The sequence below is a fragment of the Xanthobacter pollutisoli genome, from assembly GCF_040044995.1.
Taxonomy (GTDB): domain Bacteria; phylum Pseudomonadota; class Alphaproteobacteria; order Rhizobiales; family Xanthobacteraceae; genus Xanthobacter.
Genome location: NZ_JBDZDP010000002.1, coordinates 94654 through 111584 on the forward strand (window position 1 = coordinate 94654; position 16931 = coordinate 111584).

The following is a 16931-nucleotide window of genomic DNA, read 5'->3' on the forward strand; positions in this document are numbered from 1 at the left end:
CAAATTCCGGGGAGCCTAGCCTCTCCTGGACACCCGTACTTCTCGGAGAGACGCAGCCAGGCCTCTGCGCCATCTGCGCCGGCAATCGGGCGCGCGTGGCAAATAACTGCCATGCCACAACCGAAGCCGGCGTTGGATTAGGGCTTGGCCGCGGAACATCCTCCTTCGAGCACCAGCTCGCCTTGTGAATGGCGCATATAGGCTCTGGCCTCCTCCTTGCCGGAACCCCCGCCTACGCGTTGACGGGGATCTGCCAGGGTGATTTGCGGCCAACGATGCAGCCTAGGTTGCCCTATGGCTTGCGTTGTCCCGGCTCATCCGCACGGTGTTGCGCAGGATGCCGATCCGGTCGACGTCCAGTTCGATGACGTCTCCATCCGCGAGAAAGCGGTCGAGTTCAAGCCCGCAGCAACCGCCGACCGTGCCAGACGCGATGATTTCTGCGGGATGCAAGGTCTCGTCACAGGAGATGTAGGCGATTATGTCCTCGAAGCCGTGCAGCATTCCGCGCATGTCCGTGCGGATCCACTCCTCGCCGTTGACCTTCACGCAGACCTTGAGATCGCGGTAGTCGCCGAGTTCGTCCGGGGTGACGATCCACGGCCCGAAGGCATTGCCGCCGTCAAAGCTCTTGCCCTTGGCCGGACCCAGCCAGCCGGTCATCTCTACGCTTTGCCGGTCGCGGGCCGAGAAGTCGTTGAAGATCGTGTATCCAAAGATGTGTCCAGCCGCCTGCGATGCGTCGATATTGCGCCCACCCTGGCCGATCACCGCGGCGATTTCCAGCTCGAAGTCCATGATCTTGCTGTAGCCCGGCCAGACGATCTCAACGTCGGGCCCGACGACATTGAAGCGGTTGCTGATATAGTAGACCGGCAGTTGCCGATAGACGGCGGGGACGCCGTCTCCACCTGCCGGCTCGGGCGGCGACCGCCCCTGGAGCCTCGCGGAGACGCGCGCCATGCCGGCGGCGCCGTCGCGGATGTGCCGCTCGAAGACGGAGCAGTCGCGGAACTGCGCCGGAACCGGCAATGGCGCGAGAAGGCGGACCTCCGAAAGGGGGGTGGTGAAGTCGCCCTGCGACGTGCCGGCGGCCACCAGCCGTCGCAGGTCGGCGAGGGCATCCGGTCCGGCCGTTATCAGCGCCTCCATGGTGCGCAGCCGCTCATCCCGCCCGCCCGCCTGCGCGCTGGTGGCGGCGTAGGGATCCAAGATGATCGAGCGTTCCGTGTCGACGACGCCTAGCCTTTGTCCGTTGTCCGTCAGATAGGTGGCAAGCTTCATGATGCGTCCTTTCGGCGTCTCAGTCGTGGACCAGCGGGCAGGCACTGCCCTTGAGGGGCGGCATGGCGTCGGCTGCGGAGATCTTCTTGATTACCTTGTAGATGTCCCAGGGCTGCTTGGATTCCGCAGGGGACTTTACCTGGAACAGGTAGTAGTCACGCGAAACCAGACCGTCGGGGCGGATAGTGCCATGGGTTGTCGCGTCCTCGACCGGCGTGCGCCGCATCTCCTCGGTCACCACGGACAGGTCGCGGCTGCCCGTCTTGCGCACCGCCTGCAGGAAATGTCGGACGCCGCTATAGGTCCCCATGTGCGTCATGGATGGCGCGTAGCCCGTCCGCTTGCTGAACGCCTTGGCCCATTCCCGCGTGCCCTCGTCGAGGTCCCAATAGGTGGGCGCCGCGACGTACATTCCCTGCGCGTTCTCAAGTCCGGCGCCGAACACCTGATGCTCCCAGATCATGGGATTGGTGAGCTGCTGGCCTCCCTGGCGAACGCCGAACTCGGTCGCCTGCTTCACCTGGTTGGCGACGACCCCGCCCAGGATCGCAACCACATCTGCGCGGGAGGCCTGGGCGGTCGTCAGGAACGAGGTGAAGTCCTCGGTGAGGATGGGAATGCGGACCACGCCTGCGACCCGTGCATCGCGGCTGTTGAGGTCCGCGAGCATCGTCTCCTCGGTCGATCGGCCCCAGGCCGATTGCTGGGATATCAGGTACCAGCTCTTAAAGCCCTTATCCATCAAGGCAGACGCAATGACATGCGCGTTGGAATAGGCGTTGAACGCCCACACGAAACCGCCCTTGGAACAGGCGACGCCGAACAGGTCGTTGGCGCCGGCGCCGGAGAAGATCGCGACCTTCCCCTTTTCTCGCGCCACGGCCGCAACCGCGAGGCCGACCGCCGAGCCGATGGTGTCGGCGATGATGTCGACCTTGTCCACGTCGAACCAGCGCCGCGCGATCGCCGCCCCCACGTCCGACTTGTTCAGATGATCGGCCCGCAAGATCTCGATCGGCCCGAGATCCTTGAACTCTTCCGCCGCCATCTGCGCGGCCACGACCGAGCCGGGACCGGAGAAGTCGGAGAAGACCCCGCTCATGTCCGAAAGCACGCCAATCCTGATCGGCTCGGCCGCAGCGGCCGCATTCGCGGACAGGGCCGCAAATGAAAGCACAAGAGCGGCCCATCTGGATCGCAGATTCATTTTGTTTCCTCCCAGTTTATATTTGAATTTTTATCGGCTCGACATGGTACTTCGGCGTGCCGCGGTAGCCGCCTCGTCGATGCCGTCGTCGCTCAGCACGACGCCGTAGTCCCGCTCGGCGCCCTCCCGGCTGACATAGCCGAGGCGCACGTCGCGCAGGACGTCCTCCACGGATCGTTCGACCGCGGGGCCGAACCCGCCGCCGCCGCCGCTGCGGACATAGGCGAAGTCACCCGCGCTAAGCCGGCGTTCGCCCTTGCTGAAGCTTTCGCGCGTTCCGTTCGCGCGGAGGATCTCCACGCTCGCGGGCAGGCCGGCGCCGCCCCCATGCACACCCCAGGGCGGGCAGGCGACTCGGTCGAACCCGACCACCAGACGGCAGTCACCGAGGATGCGATAGACCTTCTCGACCCCGAGTCCACCGCGGCACCGGCCCACACCGCCGCTGTCGGGACGCAGGCGCTTGGCCTCGATGCGATAGGGAAAGAAGCTCTCCTGCATCTCCACCGGCACATCAGGCACATCGCCGTGGCCGTTGGAGCGGTACGGGCTTGGTCCGTCGGCGACTGCCGTCGCGCCCCAGCCGCCCGTCACCGTATCGAGGTGCTGGAATCGCTCGCCGGTTTCGGGATTGCGGCCGTCGAAGGCGTGGATGCCGTAGATGCCGTGATGTGCCGCCGCTGCCCGCTCTGGGAGAGCCTGACCGAAAGCGTTCAGGATGGCGTCGACGACAGTCGGGACTGTTGATCCCGAATGCCCTATGGCCGCATCGGGCGATGCGCTGAGAAACCGGCCATCCGGGATCTCGACCCGCAAGCGCCTGAAATCGCCATCGTTCACCGGCGTGTCGGGGGAGAACAAGTACTTGCAGGCGATGCGGGCGGCGGCGATCGCGCCGCCGTTGCGACCGGCATTGAACGGGCCCGCAGTCTGGGGGCCGAGGCCGGACAAGTCGACGAGGATCTCCTCGGCGCTCAGCGTGACGGAGATGTCGACGGCAACCCGGCGGCCGGGCGTGACACCGTCGTCGTCGAGTTCCGCGCGCGCGATGTAGGTTCCGGGCCTGGCCCGCGCGAGGGCAGCCTTCACCGCGTGGTCCGCGCCGTCCCACATGGCCACGATGGCGGATTTGATGGCTTCGAGGCCGTGGCGCGCGGTGATCTCCTGAACCAGATCGTGGCCAGTCTGGCAGCCGGAGATCTGAGCTTCTACATCGCCGAGCAGAAAGGCCGGAAAGCGGGTATTGGCGGCGATGAGCCTGAACAGCTCCGGCCGCTTGCGGCCGCGTTCGAGCAGCTTCAGTGTCGGCAGCTGCAGTCCTTCCTGCCACACGTCGGTCGTGTTGCTCGCGACGCACGAGCCGGGCACCGAGCCACCCACGTCGACCCAATGGACGAGCACGGCGAAGAACCCGATCAGCTCACCCTCGACCCTGACAGGCGTGTAGGCGACCACATTGTTGAGATGCTGACCCAGCCAGGCCGGATTGTTGGTGATGACGATGTCACCGTCATGGATCTGGTCCGGTCCCAGAACCTCCAGCCCCTCGCGGACGGCCGTTCCCAGGGCGTTCGCGACGAAGATCGGCAGGCTGCCGCGCGACTGCACGACGAGGCGGCCGACAGGATCGACGAAGCCGACGGAATAGTCCTTGTACTCGTAGACCAGCGGACTGAAGGCGGTGCGCTCGATGTTGCGCTCGATCTGGTTGGGGATCGCGGCGAGCTGGTGGCGGATGATCTCGAGGGTGATCGAGTCGATCGGCGGCCTGGCCGCCATGGCACCTGTGGTGCGCGTTGCGAGGGTCGTCACGATTATCTCCTGGAAGCCGCCGGGCAGGTGATGCGGAGTTCACCGAGCCGGCCCACTTCGATCCGGTCGAGGGGGCCGACGATGGTGGTCGCGCTGTATTCCTCGATCACCGCCGGCCCTTCGGCAGCAAATCCCACCGGCAGTTCCGCCCGCCGATAGATCGGCGTGACGAGGCGCCCGCCCACGGCTTCGAAGTGCACCTGCCGCAAGCGCGGCACGGGTGCCGCAGTAGCCCCGACCTCGGGAACGAGGTCAGACAGGTTCGGGCGCGGGATGGGCACCAGCGCGCCGACGCGCAGCACCACGAAGTCGATTTCGCCGCCGTCATTCAGCCGCCCGTAGCGGGCCTTGTAGCCGGCCTCGAAAGCCCGTCGCGCCGACGCGGTGGTGAACGGCTGCTCCAGGCGCACGCGCACGGTGTGCTTCTGGCCGCGATAGCGCATGTCCGCTTCGTACTCGAAGGTCGCGCCCGCCACGCCGAACTCGGCGGCGGCATTGTCCGAGGCCTCGGCGGTCAGTGCCTCGAAGCCGGAGCGGACCTCCTCCATTCCGGCGTCGCTGAGGCGCGTGAGTATGGTGCGTGCGAGGTCGAGCCGCGCCTCCGCCATCAGCATCCCCAGCGAGGAGAAGGCGCCCGGCTGCGGAGGCACGACCACAAGGCCGATCCCCAACTCGCGGGCCAGCTCGCTACCGAAGATCGGGCCGCCGCCACCGAAGACGAACAGCGCATAGTCTCGGATATCGCGTCCGCGCTCGATGGTGATCTCCTTGATGGCGCCGGTCATGGTGACAACCGCGAGGTCCAGGACGCCCTGCGCGACACGATCCGTGCCGCCCTCACCCTCGAAGCCGAGGGGCGCGGCGAGGCGATCGCGGATTGCGTCCCGGGCTCCATCCAGATCGAGGGGCAGACGCCCGTTCATGAAGCTGTCGGGACCGATGCGGCCGAGCGCGACGTTGGCGTCGGTGACGGTGGGCTCGACGCCACCCCGGCGGAAGGCGATCGGGCCGGGATCAGACCCCGCGCTGCGGGGGCCGACCCTGAGGCGGCCTTGCGCATCGATCCAGGCGATCGACCCACCGCCGGCGCCCACCTCCACGATATCGAGGACCGGCGTGCGCACCGGGAAGCCCCGTTCGTAGCCGCCGACATAATAGGTGCTCTGGACGTCGAAGCTGCCATCCTCCACCAGCGCGCACTTGGCCGTCGTGCCGCCCATGTCGAACGCGATCAGGCGGTCAAGGCCGAGGGCTGTTGCATAGGCACCGGCCCCGATGCACCCGCCGATGGGGCCGGACTCCAGCAGAGCGATGGGCTGCCGGCGCGCCTGTGCCGTCGACATGATCCCGCCGTTCGAGCCCATCATGTACAGGGGGCCGTCGAACCGCTGCTCCCGCAGCCGCGCAACGAAATCGGCGATGTAGCGGTCCATATTGGTGCCGACATAGGCGTTGGCGACTGCGGTGGTCGCCCGCTCGAACTCCGACCATTCCCGGCTGAGGCGCGTTCCGCTGGTGACGAACACGCCCGGCAGAAGACGGGCCAGCACCGCCTCGGCGCGATCCTCGTGGTCCGAATTGCGATACGCGTTGATGAAGGAGACGGCCACCGCCTCCACGTTCGCCGCCCGGATCGCCTCCGCCACCGTCTCCAGCGCCGGCTCATCCAGAGGGAGCAGCACCGCGCCGTTGTGATCTATCCGCTCCGGCACCTCGAAGCAGAGCGACCGCTCCACCAGCGGGGGATTGCGGCGGAAGCCGATTTCGAACGGGATCGGCCTGTTTCCGCGCGCCATCTCGACCACATCGCGAAACCCCTCGGTGGTCACCAGCGCCACGCGCGCGCCGCTCCTCTGGATCAGCGCATTGATGACATGGGTCGTTCCGTGCTTGACGAGGCGTGCCTCGCTGAGCTCCGCGGACGTATCAAACAGGCCCTCAAGCACTCCGGCGACGAGATCGCCGTAGTTCGTGAGCGTTTTGCCGAAGTGAGTCTGGCCGTTCTGGGTGTCGTGTACGGCGAGATCCGTGAAGGTCCCGCCCGTGTCTGCCGCAATGAGATATCGCATCCCGCCCTTCCTGTTTCGCCAAACCTAGCGAAGGGGGAAAAGCGAAAAAGGCCGCGCGGCTACGGACTGGCGTGCAGATTTTACATCAATCCGTAGCGGGTTCCGAAAGGGCCTTCAGGGTTTCGAGCAGGTAGTCGGCCATGAGGCGCACACTCGGCAAGCGCGGCCGCTCCGCATAGGTGAGCCAGACCGCAGGATCCCGGCCATCAGGATCGACACTCCTGAAATCGGCAAGCACCTCCTGCAGATCGCCTCGGGCGATCGCCGGTGCCGCCATCATGTCGGCGATCCGGATCAGCCCCAGCCGGCGTATCGCCAGGTTCAGCAGGGCCGGATAGCTGTTCGTCTCGATCACAGAACCCACGTCGCGTGTGACGAACGCCCCCTCCTGATTGCGAAAGGTCCAGCGCTGCGTGTCGTTCAGGCTGTGCACGAGGCAGTTATGACGTTCCAGGTCGTCGGGCGAGGTCGGCGTCCCGTGTGACGCGAGATAGTCCGGCGCGGCGCAGATGAGCCGGCGATAAGTGTGGATCCGCCGACCGACCAGCGTCTCCTCCGGCATCGGACCGACATGGATGGCGATGTCGTATCCCAGCTTGATCGCCGCGATCGGGTCCTCCTGGAGGGAGAGCACGAGCCGGACCCGGGGATGCTGCTCGCGAAACCGGGTCACCGCGTCGAGCAGATATCGAGGCCCCATATAGTCGTTCGCGGCGATGCGAACGGTGCCGACCGGCTCCTGCGCCTGCATGCCGATCTCGCCGCTGATGTCCTCGTAACTGGCGATGGTCTGCTCAGCCCACCGAAAGAACCGCGCGCCCGCATCGGTCAGTTGCACCCTTCGCGTTGACCGGCGCAGAAGCCGCGCGCCCATCGTCTCTTCGAGCGACGCGATCCGCCGGCTGGCAAGGGACGGCGATATCCGCAATGCCTCCGCGCCGGCCGCGAAGCTGCCCGACTGCGCCACCGCGACAAACAGACGGAAGTCATCAATGTCCGGCACGCAGACAGGCTCCGTATTTTCCCGCCGGCCACACGTCGGGGCCAGCTGGCGTCAGGTCGTCATGGAACCGAGGAGTGCGAAGATTTTCAATCCATAGCAAGCGCGGCGGCGGTGGATGACAAGAGGACGCCCCAGATCCAATCAGGGGCGGCGAGATCAATGGACCAGCGTTAAGGACAGACGATACAGCGCTATGGCATCTACCACCCCTCTACCGAGGGCGGGGCCATCAAGGATCTGCTGCCGCATGGGCCGCACAACATACGAGACATGCTGGCGTCTCTTTTTTGAAGGCAACGGGCTCCTGCGAACGGGCGAGATACGCCATTCAGGACAGCCGGAGATGGTCGCGAGCCATTACGGCCGGTTCCTGCCGCAGGACAAGGCCGCGCTCGCTGCGCAGAACCTCAAATGGTGTGAGAGGTGCTGTAGGGGAGGGGGAACCATTGCGTCGCGTTCAAGGCGAAGCCGGATAGGTTACGCATCCGCAGAGGACTCAGGCATTTGGTGGCGTGGCGACTCGGTCGCGACTCACGGCTCCGGATGCGCCATCCGGGAGCGGGTGTCAGGATAGATTACCTGGATTTCTGAGGGATTTGCGATGGTACAGGTGGGTGGGCTCGAACCACCGACCTCCGGTTCCACAGACCGGCGCTCTAACCAACTGAGCTACACCTGCAAGGCTCCGGCGCCCGCGGGCGCCGGAAGAGAGGGCGGAACCTACGCGCCACGATCGGCAATTTCAAGGGGCTGAATGCCATTGGCCACAGGGCGCGGCAAAGGCCGCAGCCCGTTGCCGGCACAGGCCCGCCGGGCGTCAGTTCGGACGCTCGGCGTCGTCCTCTTCCTGGGTGAGGGCGGAGACCTTGCTCATGATGGAGACCCACACCCGGTGCTCCTCCACCTTTGCGCCGATCTCGAAGCTCTCCGCCATGCGCTGGGCGAAGGCGACGCCCTCGGGGCCATATTGCTCGGCGATGATGAAGGCGGTGCGCCAGACATCTTCTTCAGTAACCATGGACCGATCCTCCCTGCGCCAGAGACCCCTGCAAGCGTGCTGGAATTGTCACAAATCCAACACCAGCAGGTCGCCTTTGGCACGCGAGACGCAGGCAAGGAAATAGCCCTGGGCCTTCTCTTCCGGCTTCAGGCGCTTGTCGCGATGGTCGGCCTCGCCCTCCAGGATCTTCACCTTGCAGGTGCCGCAGGCGCCCTGCTCGCAGGCGGTGGGCACCTTCACGCCGGCCTCTTCCAGCGCCGTGGTCACCGAGCGGTCGCCGGGGATCTTGATGACCTTGCCGGTGCTGGCGATCTTCACGTCGAAGACCTTGTCCAGCAGCGGCGCGGCGGCCTTGGCGGTGAAGCGCTCCACATGGATGCGGTTGACGCCGAAGCCCTTCTGCTGGGCCGTGATGAGAATGGGATCGAGCCACCAGTCCACCCCGCACACGAAGATGTGGGTGTCGTCGGGCCGGTCGGCGAGGAGCGACACCGCATTGAGGCGCGGCTCGGTGGCCTCGAAATAGAAGGAGGTGTTCTCGGCATAGGCCGAGGCCTCGATGGTGGCGCGGAACGAGCCGGGCGAGCCACCGGCGAAGAGGTAATGGAATTCGAAGGGGATGCCCTTCGCCTTCAGATGGTCGGCGATGCTGAGCACCGGGGTCGCGCCGATGCCGCGGGCGAACAGCAGGGCGCGCTTGACGTCGCGCGGCACCTCGAAGCGGTTGCGCGGCGTGCCGACGGCCAGGCGGTCGCCCTCGTTCACCTGCTGGAACAAGGTCTTGGAGCCGCCGCGGCTGTTCGCATCCTTCCACACGCCGATCACGTAGCGGTGGCGCTCGCTAGCGCTGTTGCAAAGCGAATACTGGCGCACCAGCCCGCCGGGCAGGGTCACGTCCACATGGGAGCCGGGAGTGAAGGCGGGGAGCTCATCGCCCTCCGCAGGGACGAGTTCGAACGAGGCCATATTCTCTGCCTCGATCGTCTTGCGCTTCACGATAACCGGGCTCAGGGCCTCGTCCGACATCGCATCCTCCATCCGCACGGAACGCTTGTGCGGAAGAGCGTTGCAAGGCCGGGGCCAACCGGCGGGGTCCGCCGGTCACTGGAAATGCCCCAGCGTCAGGCGAGGCGGGCCAGCGCCTCCTGCGCCAGCCGGCGGGTGAGGTCGGCGGCGGGCAGGCCGCTGGCGAGGGGGCGGGCGAGGGCGGCGGCCTGGCCGCTCCACAGATTGGTGAAGTCGTCGCGCCCCTCCGCCTCGGCCTTGGCGCGCAGCGGCGCGAGGGCGCCGCCGGCCAGAGGGAAGGCGGGCGCCTCGGCCGATATGGGGCCGACCTCGCGCATGACCCGGTTCATGATGCCCCGCGCCGGCCGGCCGGTGAAGATGTTGGTCACCGCCGTCGCATCGTCGGTGGCCGCGGCGAGGGCGGCCCGGTGCACGGCGGGGATGCGGGCCTCCGGGCTGTACAGGAAGGCGGTTCCGATCTGCACCGCCGCCGCGCCCAGCGCCAGCGCCGCGACGATGCCGCGCGCGTCGGCGACGCCGCCGGCGGCGATCACCGGGACCGACACCGCATCCACCACCTGCGGCACCAGAGCGAAGGTGCCGACCTGACGGGCGAGGTCCTGCCCCGTCACGTCGTCGCCGAGGAACAGGCCGCGATGGCCACCGGCCTCCAGCCCCATGGCGATGATGGCATCGCACCCCCGCGCCTCCAGCCAGCGCGCCTCCGCCACCGTCGTGGCGGATGAGATCACCCGGGCGCCGCTGTCCTTCACCCGGTCCAGCAGACGCGGTTCCGGCAGGCCGAAATGGAAGCTCACCACCTCGGGCCGCAGCTCTTCCACCTTGGCGCAGAAGGCGTCGTCGAAGGGCGCGCGGCCGCCGGCCGGCGGCGCCGCCGCGGGGTCGAGCCCTTCGGCGACGTGATAGGGGGCGAGGCGCGCGCGCCAGGCCATGGCCCGCGCGGGATCGGGCTGCGGCGGAACATGGCAGAAGAAATTCAGGTTCAGCGGACGGCCCGGCACGGCGGCGCGCACCTGTCGCGCGGCCGCCTCGAGGTCATCCGGCGCGTACATGGCGCAGGGCAGGGAAGCCAGACCGCCGGCCGACCCCACCGCGATGGCAAGCTCCGGCGTTCCGGCCCCCGCCATCGGCGCCAGCAGGATGGGATGGGTGATGCCGAAGAGGTCGAGGATGCGCCGGTCGGGCCAGAGGGCATCGGGCGTTTGCGTCACTGTCGGTCTCCTCGGGCACGGGCGGGGCGGGTGCATTATGGCGACGATCATCATCATTGAAATTGAAAGATTGAGATGATTTAGTTCACTTCTGATGATGGAAATCCGCGATTTCCGCTTCCTTGAGGCGGTGGCCGAGACCGGCAGCGTCACCCGCGCCGCCGCACGGCTGGGCTGCGTGCAGTCCAATGTCACGGCGCGGCTGCGCAAGCTGGAGGACCGTCTGGGCCAGAAGCTGGTGGAGCGGGTGGACGGCCGCATGGTGCCCACCGCCGCCGGCACCCTTGCGCTGGACTATGGCGCGCGCATCGTCCGCCTCTGCACCGAGGCGGAGGATCGCCTGCGAAGCGCGGCGGACCTGTGGCCGCCCCTGCGCCTGGGCAGCATGGAGACCACCGCAGCGGTGCGCCTGCCGCCGCTGCTCAAGGCCATCCGCACGCGTCTGCCGGGCCTGCGGCTGGACATTTCCACCGGCACCAGCGGCGCGCTGATGGCGGCGCTGGCGAAAGGCGGAATCGACGTCGCCTTCGTGGCGGAAGAGGCGGCCGACGCGCGCTTTTCCTGCCAGCCGCTGTGGGAAGAGACGCTGGTGGAGGTGCGCCCGCCGGCCGCGGAGCCGGACGGGGCGGCGATCGTGTTCCGTGCCGGCTGCTGCTATCGCGCGCGCCTGCAATCCCTCTTCGGCGACCTGCCCGCGCTGGAGATGGGCACCCTCGACGGCATCATGGGCTGCGTCGCCGCCGGCCTCGGCCGCACCCTGCTGCCGGCTGCCGCGGTGGAGCGGTGGCGCTCGGCGGGGGAGGTTACGACCCGCGCCCTCCCACCGGATCAGGCGCAGGTGCGGACCATGGCGGTGTTCCGTCCCGCCAGCCCCTCGCGGCGTTCCATCGATGCGGTGCTGGCGCTTGTTGTTCCGTAAGGTCGGGGGAGAAGCTCGCGACTTCGTGTGCGCAGATCCGCGCCGCGGCGGTAACGATCTGCTTCCACCCAACGAAGCCCGCCGTAGAACCCATCAGTGGGTTTCGGCGTTTATGCCGGGAGCGCGATCCGCTCCCGAGGCGCGAGGTGAGATGAGTACATTCCCCAAGACGCGTTCGCCGCAATCCCCGCGCGGCGCAATGCTGACCCGCTTCCTCGATGTGCGCGCGCGGACCGAGGAATTGGCCGCGGGCCTTCATCCCGAAGACCAGACTGTGCAGTCCATGCCCGACTGCAGCCCCACCAAATGGCACATGGCGCATGTCTCGTGGTTCTTCGAGACCTTCCTTCTGGTGCCCCATGCGCCCGGCTATGAGGTCGCGAACGCCGACTTCGCGTTCCTGTTCAATTCCTATTACGAGGCGGCCGGCCCCCGCCATGCGCGGTTCGCCCGCGGCCTCATCACCCGGCCGACCGTCGAGGAAGTGGCGGGCTATCGCCGCCACGTGACCGACGCCATGGCCGGGCTGTTGGAAGGCGCGGACGATGAGGCCTTCGCCCGCCTCGCGCCGCTGGTGGAGATCGGCATCAATCACGAGCAGCAGCATCAGGAGCTGATCCTGATGGACATCCTCAACCTGTTCTCGGCCAACCCGCTCCACCCCGCCTATCGCACGTTTCGCATGGACGAGGCGCGCCCCGCCGCTGCCCTCGACTTCATCGATCACCCCGGCGGCATCTTCAAGATCGGGCACGATGGCTCGGGCTTTTCCTACGACAACGAGAGCCCGCGCCATGAGGTGCTGCTGCGCCCCTATCGCCTCGCCAGCCGCGCGGTCACCAATGGCGAGTGGATCGACTTCATGGAGGACGGCGGCTACCGCCGCCCCGAGCTGTGGCTCGCCGATGGCTGGGCGCGGGTGAAGTCCGGTGAATATGAAGCGCCGCTCTATTGGCAGCATGGCGACGCGGGCTGGCAGGCCATGGGCCTAGGCGGTCTGCGCGCCGTCGACCCGGCCGCGCCGGTGGTGCATGTGAGCTATTACGAGGCCGACGCCTTCGCCCGCTGGGTCGGGCGGCGCCTGCCCACCGAGGCGGAATGGGAAGTGGCGGCCCGCGAGGTGCCCGTCGCCGGCAATCTCCTCGACACCGGCGCCCTGCGCCCGATGCCGGCGGGCGAGGGGCGGCCGGCGCAGATGTATGGTGACGTCTGGGAATGGACGGCGAGCCCCTATGTCGCCTATCCCGGCTATCGCCCCGCGCCCGGTGCGCTCGGCGAGTACAACGGCAAGTTCATGTCGTCGCAGATGGTGTTGCGCGGCGGCTGCTTTGCCACCCCGGCCGACCATATCCGGTCGACCTACCGCAACTTCTTCTATCCCCACCAGCGCTGGTGCTTCGCCGGCCTGCGGCTCGCGGAGGACGCGTGATGGCTCAGAGTGCCCTTGCCTGCGTGGCGCCCGATCAGGAAAATCCGGAGCTGGACGCCTTCCGCGCCGACGTCATCGAAGGCCTCTCGTCCAGCCCCAAGGCGCTTTCGCCGAAGTATTTCTATGATGAGGCCGGCTCGCGGCTGTTCGATCTGATCTGCCGTCTGCCGGAATACTATCCGACCCGCAGCGAACTTGAGATCCTGACGGCGCGGGCGGGTGAGATCTCGGCGTTTGCCGGCCCCCATGCCAGTCTTGTCGAGTTCGGCTCCGGCTCGAGCGTGAAGGTGCGCCTCCTGCTCGACGCCCTTGAGCGGCCCGCCGCCTATGTGCCTATCGACATCTCCGGCCCCCACATGCGGGCGGCGGTCGCGCGGCTCGCGGCGGATTATCCGGACGTCGCCATGACGCCGGTGGAGGCGGATTTCACCCGTCCGCTGCATCTGCCGGCGCTCGAGGGCGGGCGGCGGCTCGGCTTCTTTCCGGGCTCCACCATCGGCAATTTCTCCCCGGAGGCCGCCGGCAGTTTCCTCGCCCATGCGGGCGAGGTGCTGGGCCCGGACTCGGCTCTGGTGGTGGGCTTCGATCTGCCGAAGGATCGCGCCGTGCTGGAAGCGGCCTATGACGATCGGCAGGGCGTGACGGCGGCATTCAATCTCAATCTGCTCGCGCGGATGAACCGGGAACTCGGGGCGGACTTCGACCCAGCCGCCTTCGGCCACCGCGCCTTCTTCAATGCCGAAGCAAGCCGCATCGAGATGCATCTGGAAAGCCGGCGCTCCCAGGTGGTGCGCGTCTGCGGCCAGCGCTTTCCCTTCGCGGCGGGCGAGACCATCCACACCGAGAACTCCCACAAATACGCCGTGCCGGTCTTCCTCGACATGGCGCAGGCGGCGGGATGGCACGAGCGGGCGGTGTGGACCGACTCCCGCGGCTGGTTCGCGGTGGCGATGCTGGAGCGGCGGTGAGGGCACCCTCGCTTCTGCGCAGCACGATGGAGGCCTCCCTCAAGGGAGGCCTTTTCGTCGCGCCGGATGCGGCAAGACCGCCTGTCTGTGCCAACCTTTCGTTACGCAAGATGCTCGCGTCGGCGCGAAACAAAGATGAGCCGGCGCGGTTGATCCAAGACTATGGCACGCTACTGGACCCGCGAACTCTCTCAACCCATCTGGCTCCACGACGGCTCGTGGCTGGTCACGCTGTCCGACTGCGGCCGCCTCCTGCTTCAGCTTTTCGCGGAAGGGGAGAGCGGGCCAGAGCTGGATTCGGCGCTGAAGGCCCTGATCGGCGCGGCCGAGGCGGGGCGTCCGGAGGACATCGCCTTCGCCGAGCGGCAGGTGCGCCTGTTCTTTCGCGCCAAAGCGCTGCTCTGACGCGCCCGGCAGCGCGCTCCGGACACGGGCCTTGATCCCACCGCCTTTGAGGTGCTCTCTTCGTCGATGATCTGCGCCCAATGCGACCGATGCGGTCGCCGTTCCATGCTCTCCGCCAAGGACCCCATGACCGAGCGCCCAGCCGTCGACCGTCCGGTCCTTGCCGGGCCGGAGGGTGAAGGCGTGCGCCTGCGCTGCGACCTGTGCGGAAGCCGGAGGGTCAGCGTGCGGAATTTCGAGTCGCTGTTCGAAGCCGTGGCGTTCGTGAACGGGCGGGGATCATCTGCGGCGCGCTGAACCATCCGCCAGCTGCTGCCCCAGCGTCATCACCGGTCCGCCGGGGCCAGTGGCCGCGCGATGGCTCAGGATGGGGGAGCGCAATTTTCGGCTCCGCGCACCGGTCCATAGACGCTGCCGGACGGGCGGCGTTGATCCAGCGAGCCAACGGAGAACAGGGCGCTGTCCTGCAAGGAGCGCCCCTCCGCGTCCAGCGCGTAGACCCCGACCCAAGTGCAATGGGCCCCGTCGCCGGTGGCCATCGAAATCGCCAGGTCCTCATCGAAACAAATCGTTTCGCTCTCCAGGACCAAGCTGCCTCCTTCGCGTACCATCGCCATCACGAGGTATGCGCAAGGAGAGCCGGTAAACGACATTATCGCGTCCCTTTCCGCCCCCGGATCGGTCCGTGCCGCGCACCTTCGGCACCTCGGCACCGCGACGATCGGAACCTTACGCCTTGGCTCATTCGGGCGCTACTGTTGCATTGTCGCGACTCTCATCGACGCTTCTCGGATCAAGGCGCTCGCGGTTCATGGGTTCGGTTGTTGTCTCAAATCTTGTCCTGCTCGTGGTTGCAGCGCTGGTGGTGGTCGGCACCCTTTCGAGCCTGCTCGCCGCCCGCTTCGGCGCGCCTATCCTTTTGGTGTTTCTCATCATCGGCGTCGCCGCCGGCGAGGCCGGGCCGGGCGGCATCCATTTCGATGACTATTGGGCCACCTACATGGTGGGCTCCGCCGCCCTCGCGGTGATCCTGTTCGACGGCGGGCTGCGCATGCGGGTTGCGAGCATGCGCGGCGCCGTCCTGCCCTCCATCGCGCTGTCCACCGTGGGCGTTGGCTTCACCGCCGCCCTCGTGGCGCTGGTGGCCGCGCTGCTGCTCGGGCTCGGGACCATGGAGAGCCTTCTGGTGGGTGCCATCGTCGCCTCCACCGACGCGGCGGCGGTGCTCTTCCTGGTGCGGGCGCAGGGCCTGCATCTGGGGCGCCGGGTCGCCTCGGTGATCGAGATCGAATCCGCGACCAACGATCCGGCGGCGGTGTTCCTCACCGTGTTGCTGGTGGAGATGCTCACCAGCCACATGGGTGATCCCGGGCTCGTGGTGGTGCTCGGCGCGCTCAGGGAGCTGCTGGTGGGCGCGGGCATGGGCCTCGCCGGCGGCTATGCCCTGGTGGCGCTGCTGAACCGGGTGGACCTGCCGGGCGGCCTGCATCCGGTGATGGTGGTGGGCGTCGCGGTGCTGGTTTTCGCCCTCACCTCGCTCATGCACGGCTCGGGCTTTCTCGCGGTCTATCTCGCGGGTCTGGTGGTGGGGAACCGGCCGGTGCGGGCCATCGCCTCCATCACCTCGTTCCTCGATACCCTCACCTGGCTGTGCCAGATCGTCATGTTCGTGATGCTCGGCCTCCTCGTCTCGCCCGACAAGATCATGCAGTACGGGCTGCCGGCCCTCGGCGTCGCGGCCTTCCTCATCCTCGTCGGCCGCCCCGCCGCCGTGTTCCTGTGCCTCGCGCCGTTCCGCTTCTCCACCAAGGAGAAGCTGTTCGTGTCCTGGGCGGGTCTGCGCGGCGCGGTCTCCATCTTCCTCGCCACCATTCCCATGCTGGCGCACCTGCCGCAGGCCGAGGTCTATTTCAACATCGCCTTCGCGGTGGTGCTCATCTCCCTCATCCTGCACGGCTGGACCATGGGCTTTGCCGCCCGCAGGCTCGACGTGGCGCTCTCCGATCCCGCGCCGGGGGTGCGGCGCTTCGAGATCGACCTGCCCGGTCAGGTCGACATGGAGCTTGTGGCCTATCCGGTGATGAACGGCACGCCGGCGGTGGGGCAGGGGCAGCTGCCCGCCTGGGCGCGGCTGGTGATGGTGGTGCGCGGCCGGCAGACCCTCACGCCCGAAGCTGCGGGTGCGCTCAAGGCCGGAGATTATGGCTACGTGCTGTCGCCGCCCCAGCAGGTGCATCAGCTGGACCGCCTCTTCCGGCCGCAGGAGGCGACGCCCCTCAACGACAGCGCCGCCTTTCCCTTCGTCGGCGAGGTCAGGCTCGGCGACCTCGCCAGCTTCTACGGCCTTGCGGTGCCCACCAACGAGCTCGGCCTCACCATCGCGGACGCCTTCGCCGACCGCTCCGATGACAAGCCGGCGCCGGGCATGCGCATCATCTTCGGTCATGCGGTGATCGAGGTGCGCGAGGTGGTGGAGGGCCGCGTGGCCTGGGCGGTGCTGCGGCTGGAGCCCGGGCGCATCCGCCGCTCAATCGCCTGGGCGCGGCGCATGCTGCGCATGGAGCCGGAGGGCAACGGCGATCTGGACTGACGGCGCCG

Annotated in this window: 15 protein-coding genes, 1 tRNA gene and 1 pseudogene; 7 read left to right on the forward strand and 10 right to left on the reverse strand. The window is 67.6% G+C overall.

Annotation, left to right across the window (positions count from 1 at the left end; all coding sequences use genetic code 11):
- Nucleotides 1-282 precede the first annotated feature (282 nt).
- The 5 genes from ABLE93_RS05800 to ABLE93_RS05820 all read right to left on the reverse strand — a co-directional run bounded on the left by ABLE93_RS05800 (nt 283) and on the right by ABLE93_RS05820 (nt 7375).
- The gene (locus ABLE93_RS05800; RefSeq protein ID WP_348838599.1) at nt 283-1284 is read right to left on the reverse strand and encodes a fumarylacetoacetate hydrolase family protein; all 1002 of its coding nucleotides are present in this window, start codon (nt 1282-1284) and stop codon (nt 283-285) included.
- Between the two features lie 19 nt (nt 1285-1303).
- Nucleotides 1304-2491, reverse strand: a complete 1188-nt coding sequence (locus tag ABLE93_RS05805; RefSeq protein ID WP_348838602.1) for an ABC transporter substrate-binding protein — start codon at nt 2489-2491, stop codon at nt 1304-1306.
- Between the two features lie 30 nt (nt 2492-2521).
- Nucleotides 2522-4303, reverse strand: coding sequence for a hydantoinase B/oxoprolinase family protein (locus ABLE93_RS05810; RefSeq protein ID WP_348838603.1), 1782 nt, complete (start codon nt 4301-4303; stop codon nt 2522-2524).
- A gap of 2 nt (nt 4304-4305) precedes the next feature.
- Nucleotides 4306-6372 carry a hydantoinase/oxoprolinase family protein gene (locus ABLE93_RS05815; RefSeq protein ID WP_348838605.1) on the reverse strand — a complete coding sequence of 689 codons (2067 nt, stop codon included), beginning with the start codon at nt 6370-6372 and terminating at the stop codon, nt 4306-4308.
- A gap of 85 nt (nt 6373-6457) precedes the next feature.
- The gene (locus ABLE93_RS05820; protein ID WP_348838606.1) at nt 6458-7375 is read right to left on the reverse strand and encodes a LysR family transcriptional regulator; all 918 of its coding nucleotides are present in this window, start codon (nt 7373-7375) and stop codon (nt 6458-6460) included.
- 183 nt (nt 7376-7558) lie between these two features.
- Between ABLE93_RS05820 and ABLE93_RS05825 the strand changes: the two are divergent.
- Nucleotides 7559-7784 (forward strand): annotated as a pseudogene (locus ABLE93_RS05825) (hypothetical protein); the annotation flags it as partial.
- A gap of 193 nt (nt 7785-7977) precedes the next feature.
- On the opposite strand, the gene ABLE93_RS05830 reads toward ABLE93_RS05825, so the two are convergent.
- The 4 genes from ABLE93_RS05830 to ABLE93_RS05845 form a co-directional block, all read right to left on the reverse strand.
- Nucleotides 7978-8054: transfer RNA gene (locus ABLE93_RS05830), tRNA-His, on the reverse strand.
- Nucleotides 8055-8192: 138 nt separating this feature from the next.
- Nucleotides 8193-8393 (reverse strand): hypothetical protein, encoded by a 201-nt coding sequence (locus ABLE93_RS05835; protein WP_348838607.1) that lies wholly within the window; start codon nt 8391-8393, stop codon nt 8193-8195.
- 48 nt (nt 8394-8441) lie between these two features.
- On the reverse strand, nt 8442-9401 hold the full coding sequence (locus ABLE93_RS05840; protein ID WP_348838609.1) for a PDR/VanB family oxidoreductase: 960 nt from the start codon (nt 9399-9401) through the stop codon (nt 8442-8444).
- 95 nt (nt 9402-9496) lie between these two features.
- Nucleotides 9497-10612, reverse strand: a complete 1116-nt coding sequence (locus ABLE93_RS05845; RefSeq protein WP_348838610.1) for an NAD(P)H-dependent flavin oxidoreductase — start codon at nt 10610-10612, stop codon at nt 9497-9499.
- A 94-nt stretch (nt 10613-10706) separates the two neighbouring features.
- On the opposite strand from ABLE93_RS05845, the gene ABLE93_RS05850 reads away from it, so the two are divergent.
- The 5 genes from ABLE93_RS05850 to ABLE93_RS05870 all read left to right on the forward strand — a co-directional run bounded on the left by ABLE93_RS05850 (nt 10707) and on the right by ABLE93_RS05870 (nt 14630).
- Nucleotides 10707-11531 (forward strand): LysR family transcriptional regulator, encoded by an 825-nt coding sequence (locus ABLE93_RS05850; RefSeq protein WP_348838612.1) that lies wholly within the window; start codon nt 10707-10709, stop codon nt 11529-11531.
- Between the two features lie 151 nt (nt 11532-11682).
- Entirely contained in the window at nt 11683-12960 is a 1278-nt protein-coding gene (gene egtB, locus ABLE93_RS05855; RefSeq protein ID WP_348838613.1) for an ergothioneine biosynthesis protein EgtB, read from the forward strand.
- Nucleotides 12960-13928, forward strand: a complete 969-nt coding sequence (egtD, locus tag ABLE93_RS05860) for an L-histidine N(alpha)-methyltransferase (RefSeq protein ID WP_348838614.1) — start codon at nt 12960-12962, stop codon at nt 13926-13928. The genes egtB and egtD overlap by 1 nt, the downstream gene beginning before the upstream one ends.
- Before the next feature lie 162 nt (nt 13929-14090).
- Nucleotides 14091-14333, forward strand: coding sequence for a hypothetical protein (locus ABLE93_RS05865; RefSeq protein ID WP_348838615.1), 243 nt, complete (start codon nt 14091-14093; stop codon nt 14331-14333).
- A gap of 126 nt (nt 14334-14459) precedes the next feature.
- Nucleotides 14460-14630, forward strand: coding sequence for a hypothetical protein (locus ABLE93_RS05870; RefSeq protein ID WP_348838616.1), 171 nt, complete (start codon nt 14460-14462; stop codon nt 14628-14630).
- Between the two features lie 65 nt (nt 14631-14695).
- Here the strand turns inward: ABLE93_RS05870 and ABLE93_RS05875 are convergent, their stop codons facing one another.
- Nucleotides 14696-14923 (reverse strand): hypothetical protein, encoded by a 228-nt coding sequence (locus ABLE93_RS05875; protein WP_348838617.1) that lies wholly within the window; start codon nt 14921-14923, stop codon nt 14696-14698.
- 221 nt (nt 14924-15144) lie between these two features.
- Here ABLE93_RS05875 and ABLE93_RS05880 point away from each other — a divergent pair, with 221 nt between their 5' ends.
- Entirely contained in the window at nt 15145-16923 is a 1779-nt protein-coding gene (locus tag ABLE93_RS05880; protein WP_348838618.1) for a potassium/proton antiporter, read from the forward strand.
- Nucleotides 16924-16931: the final 8 nt, after the last annotated feature.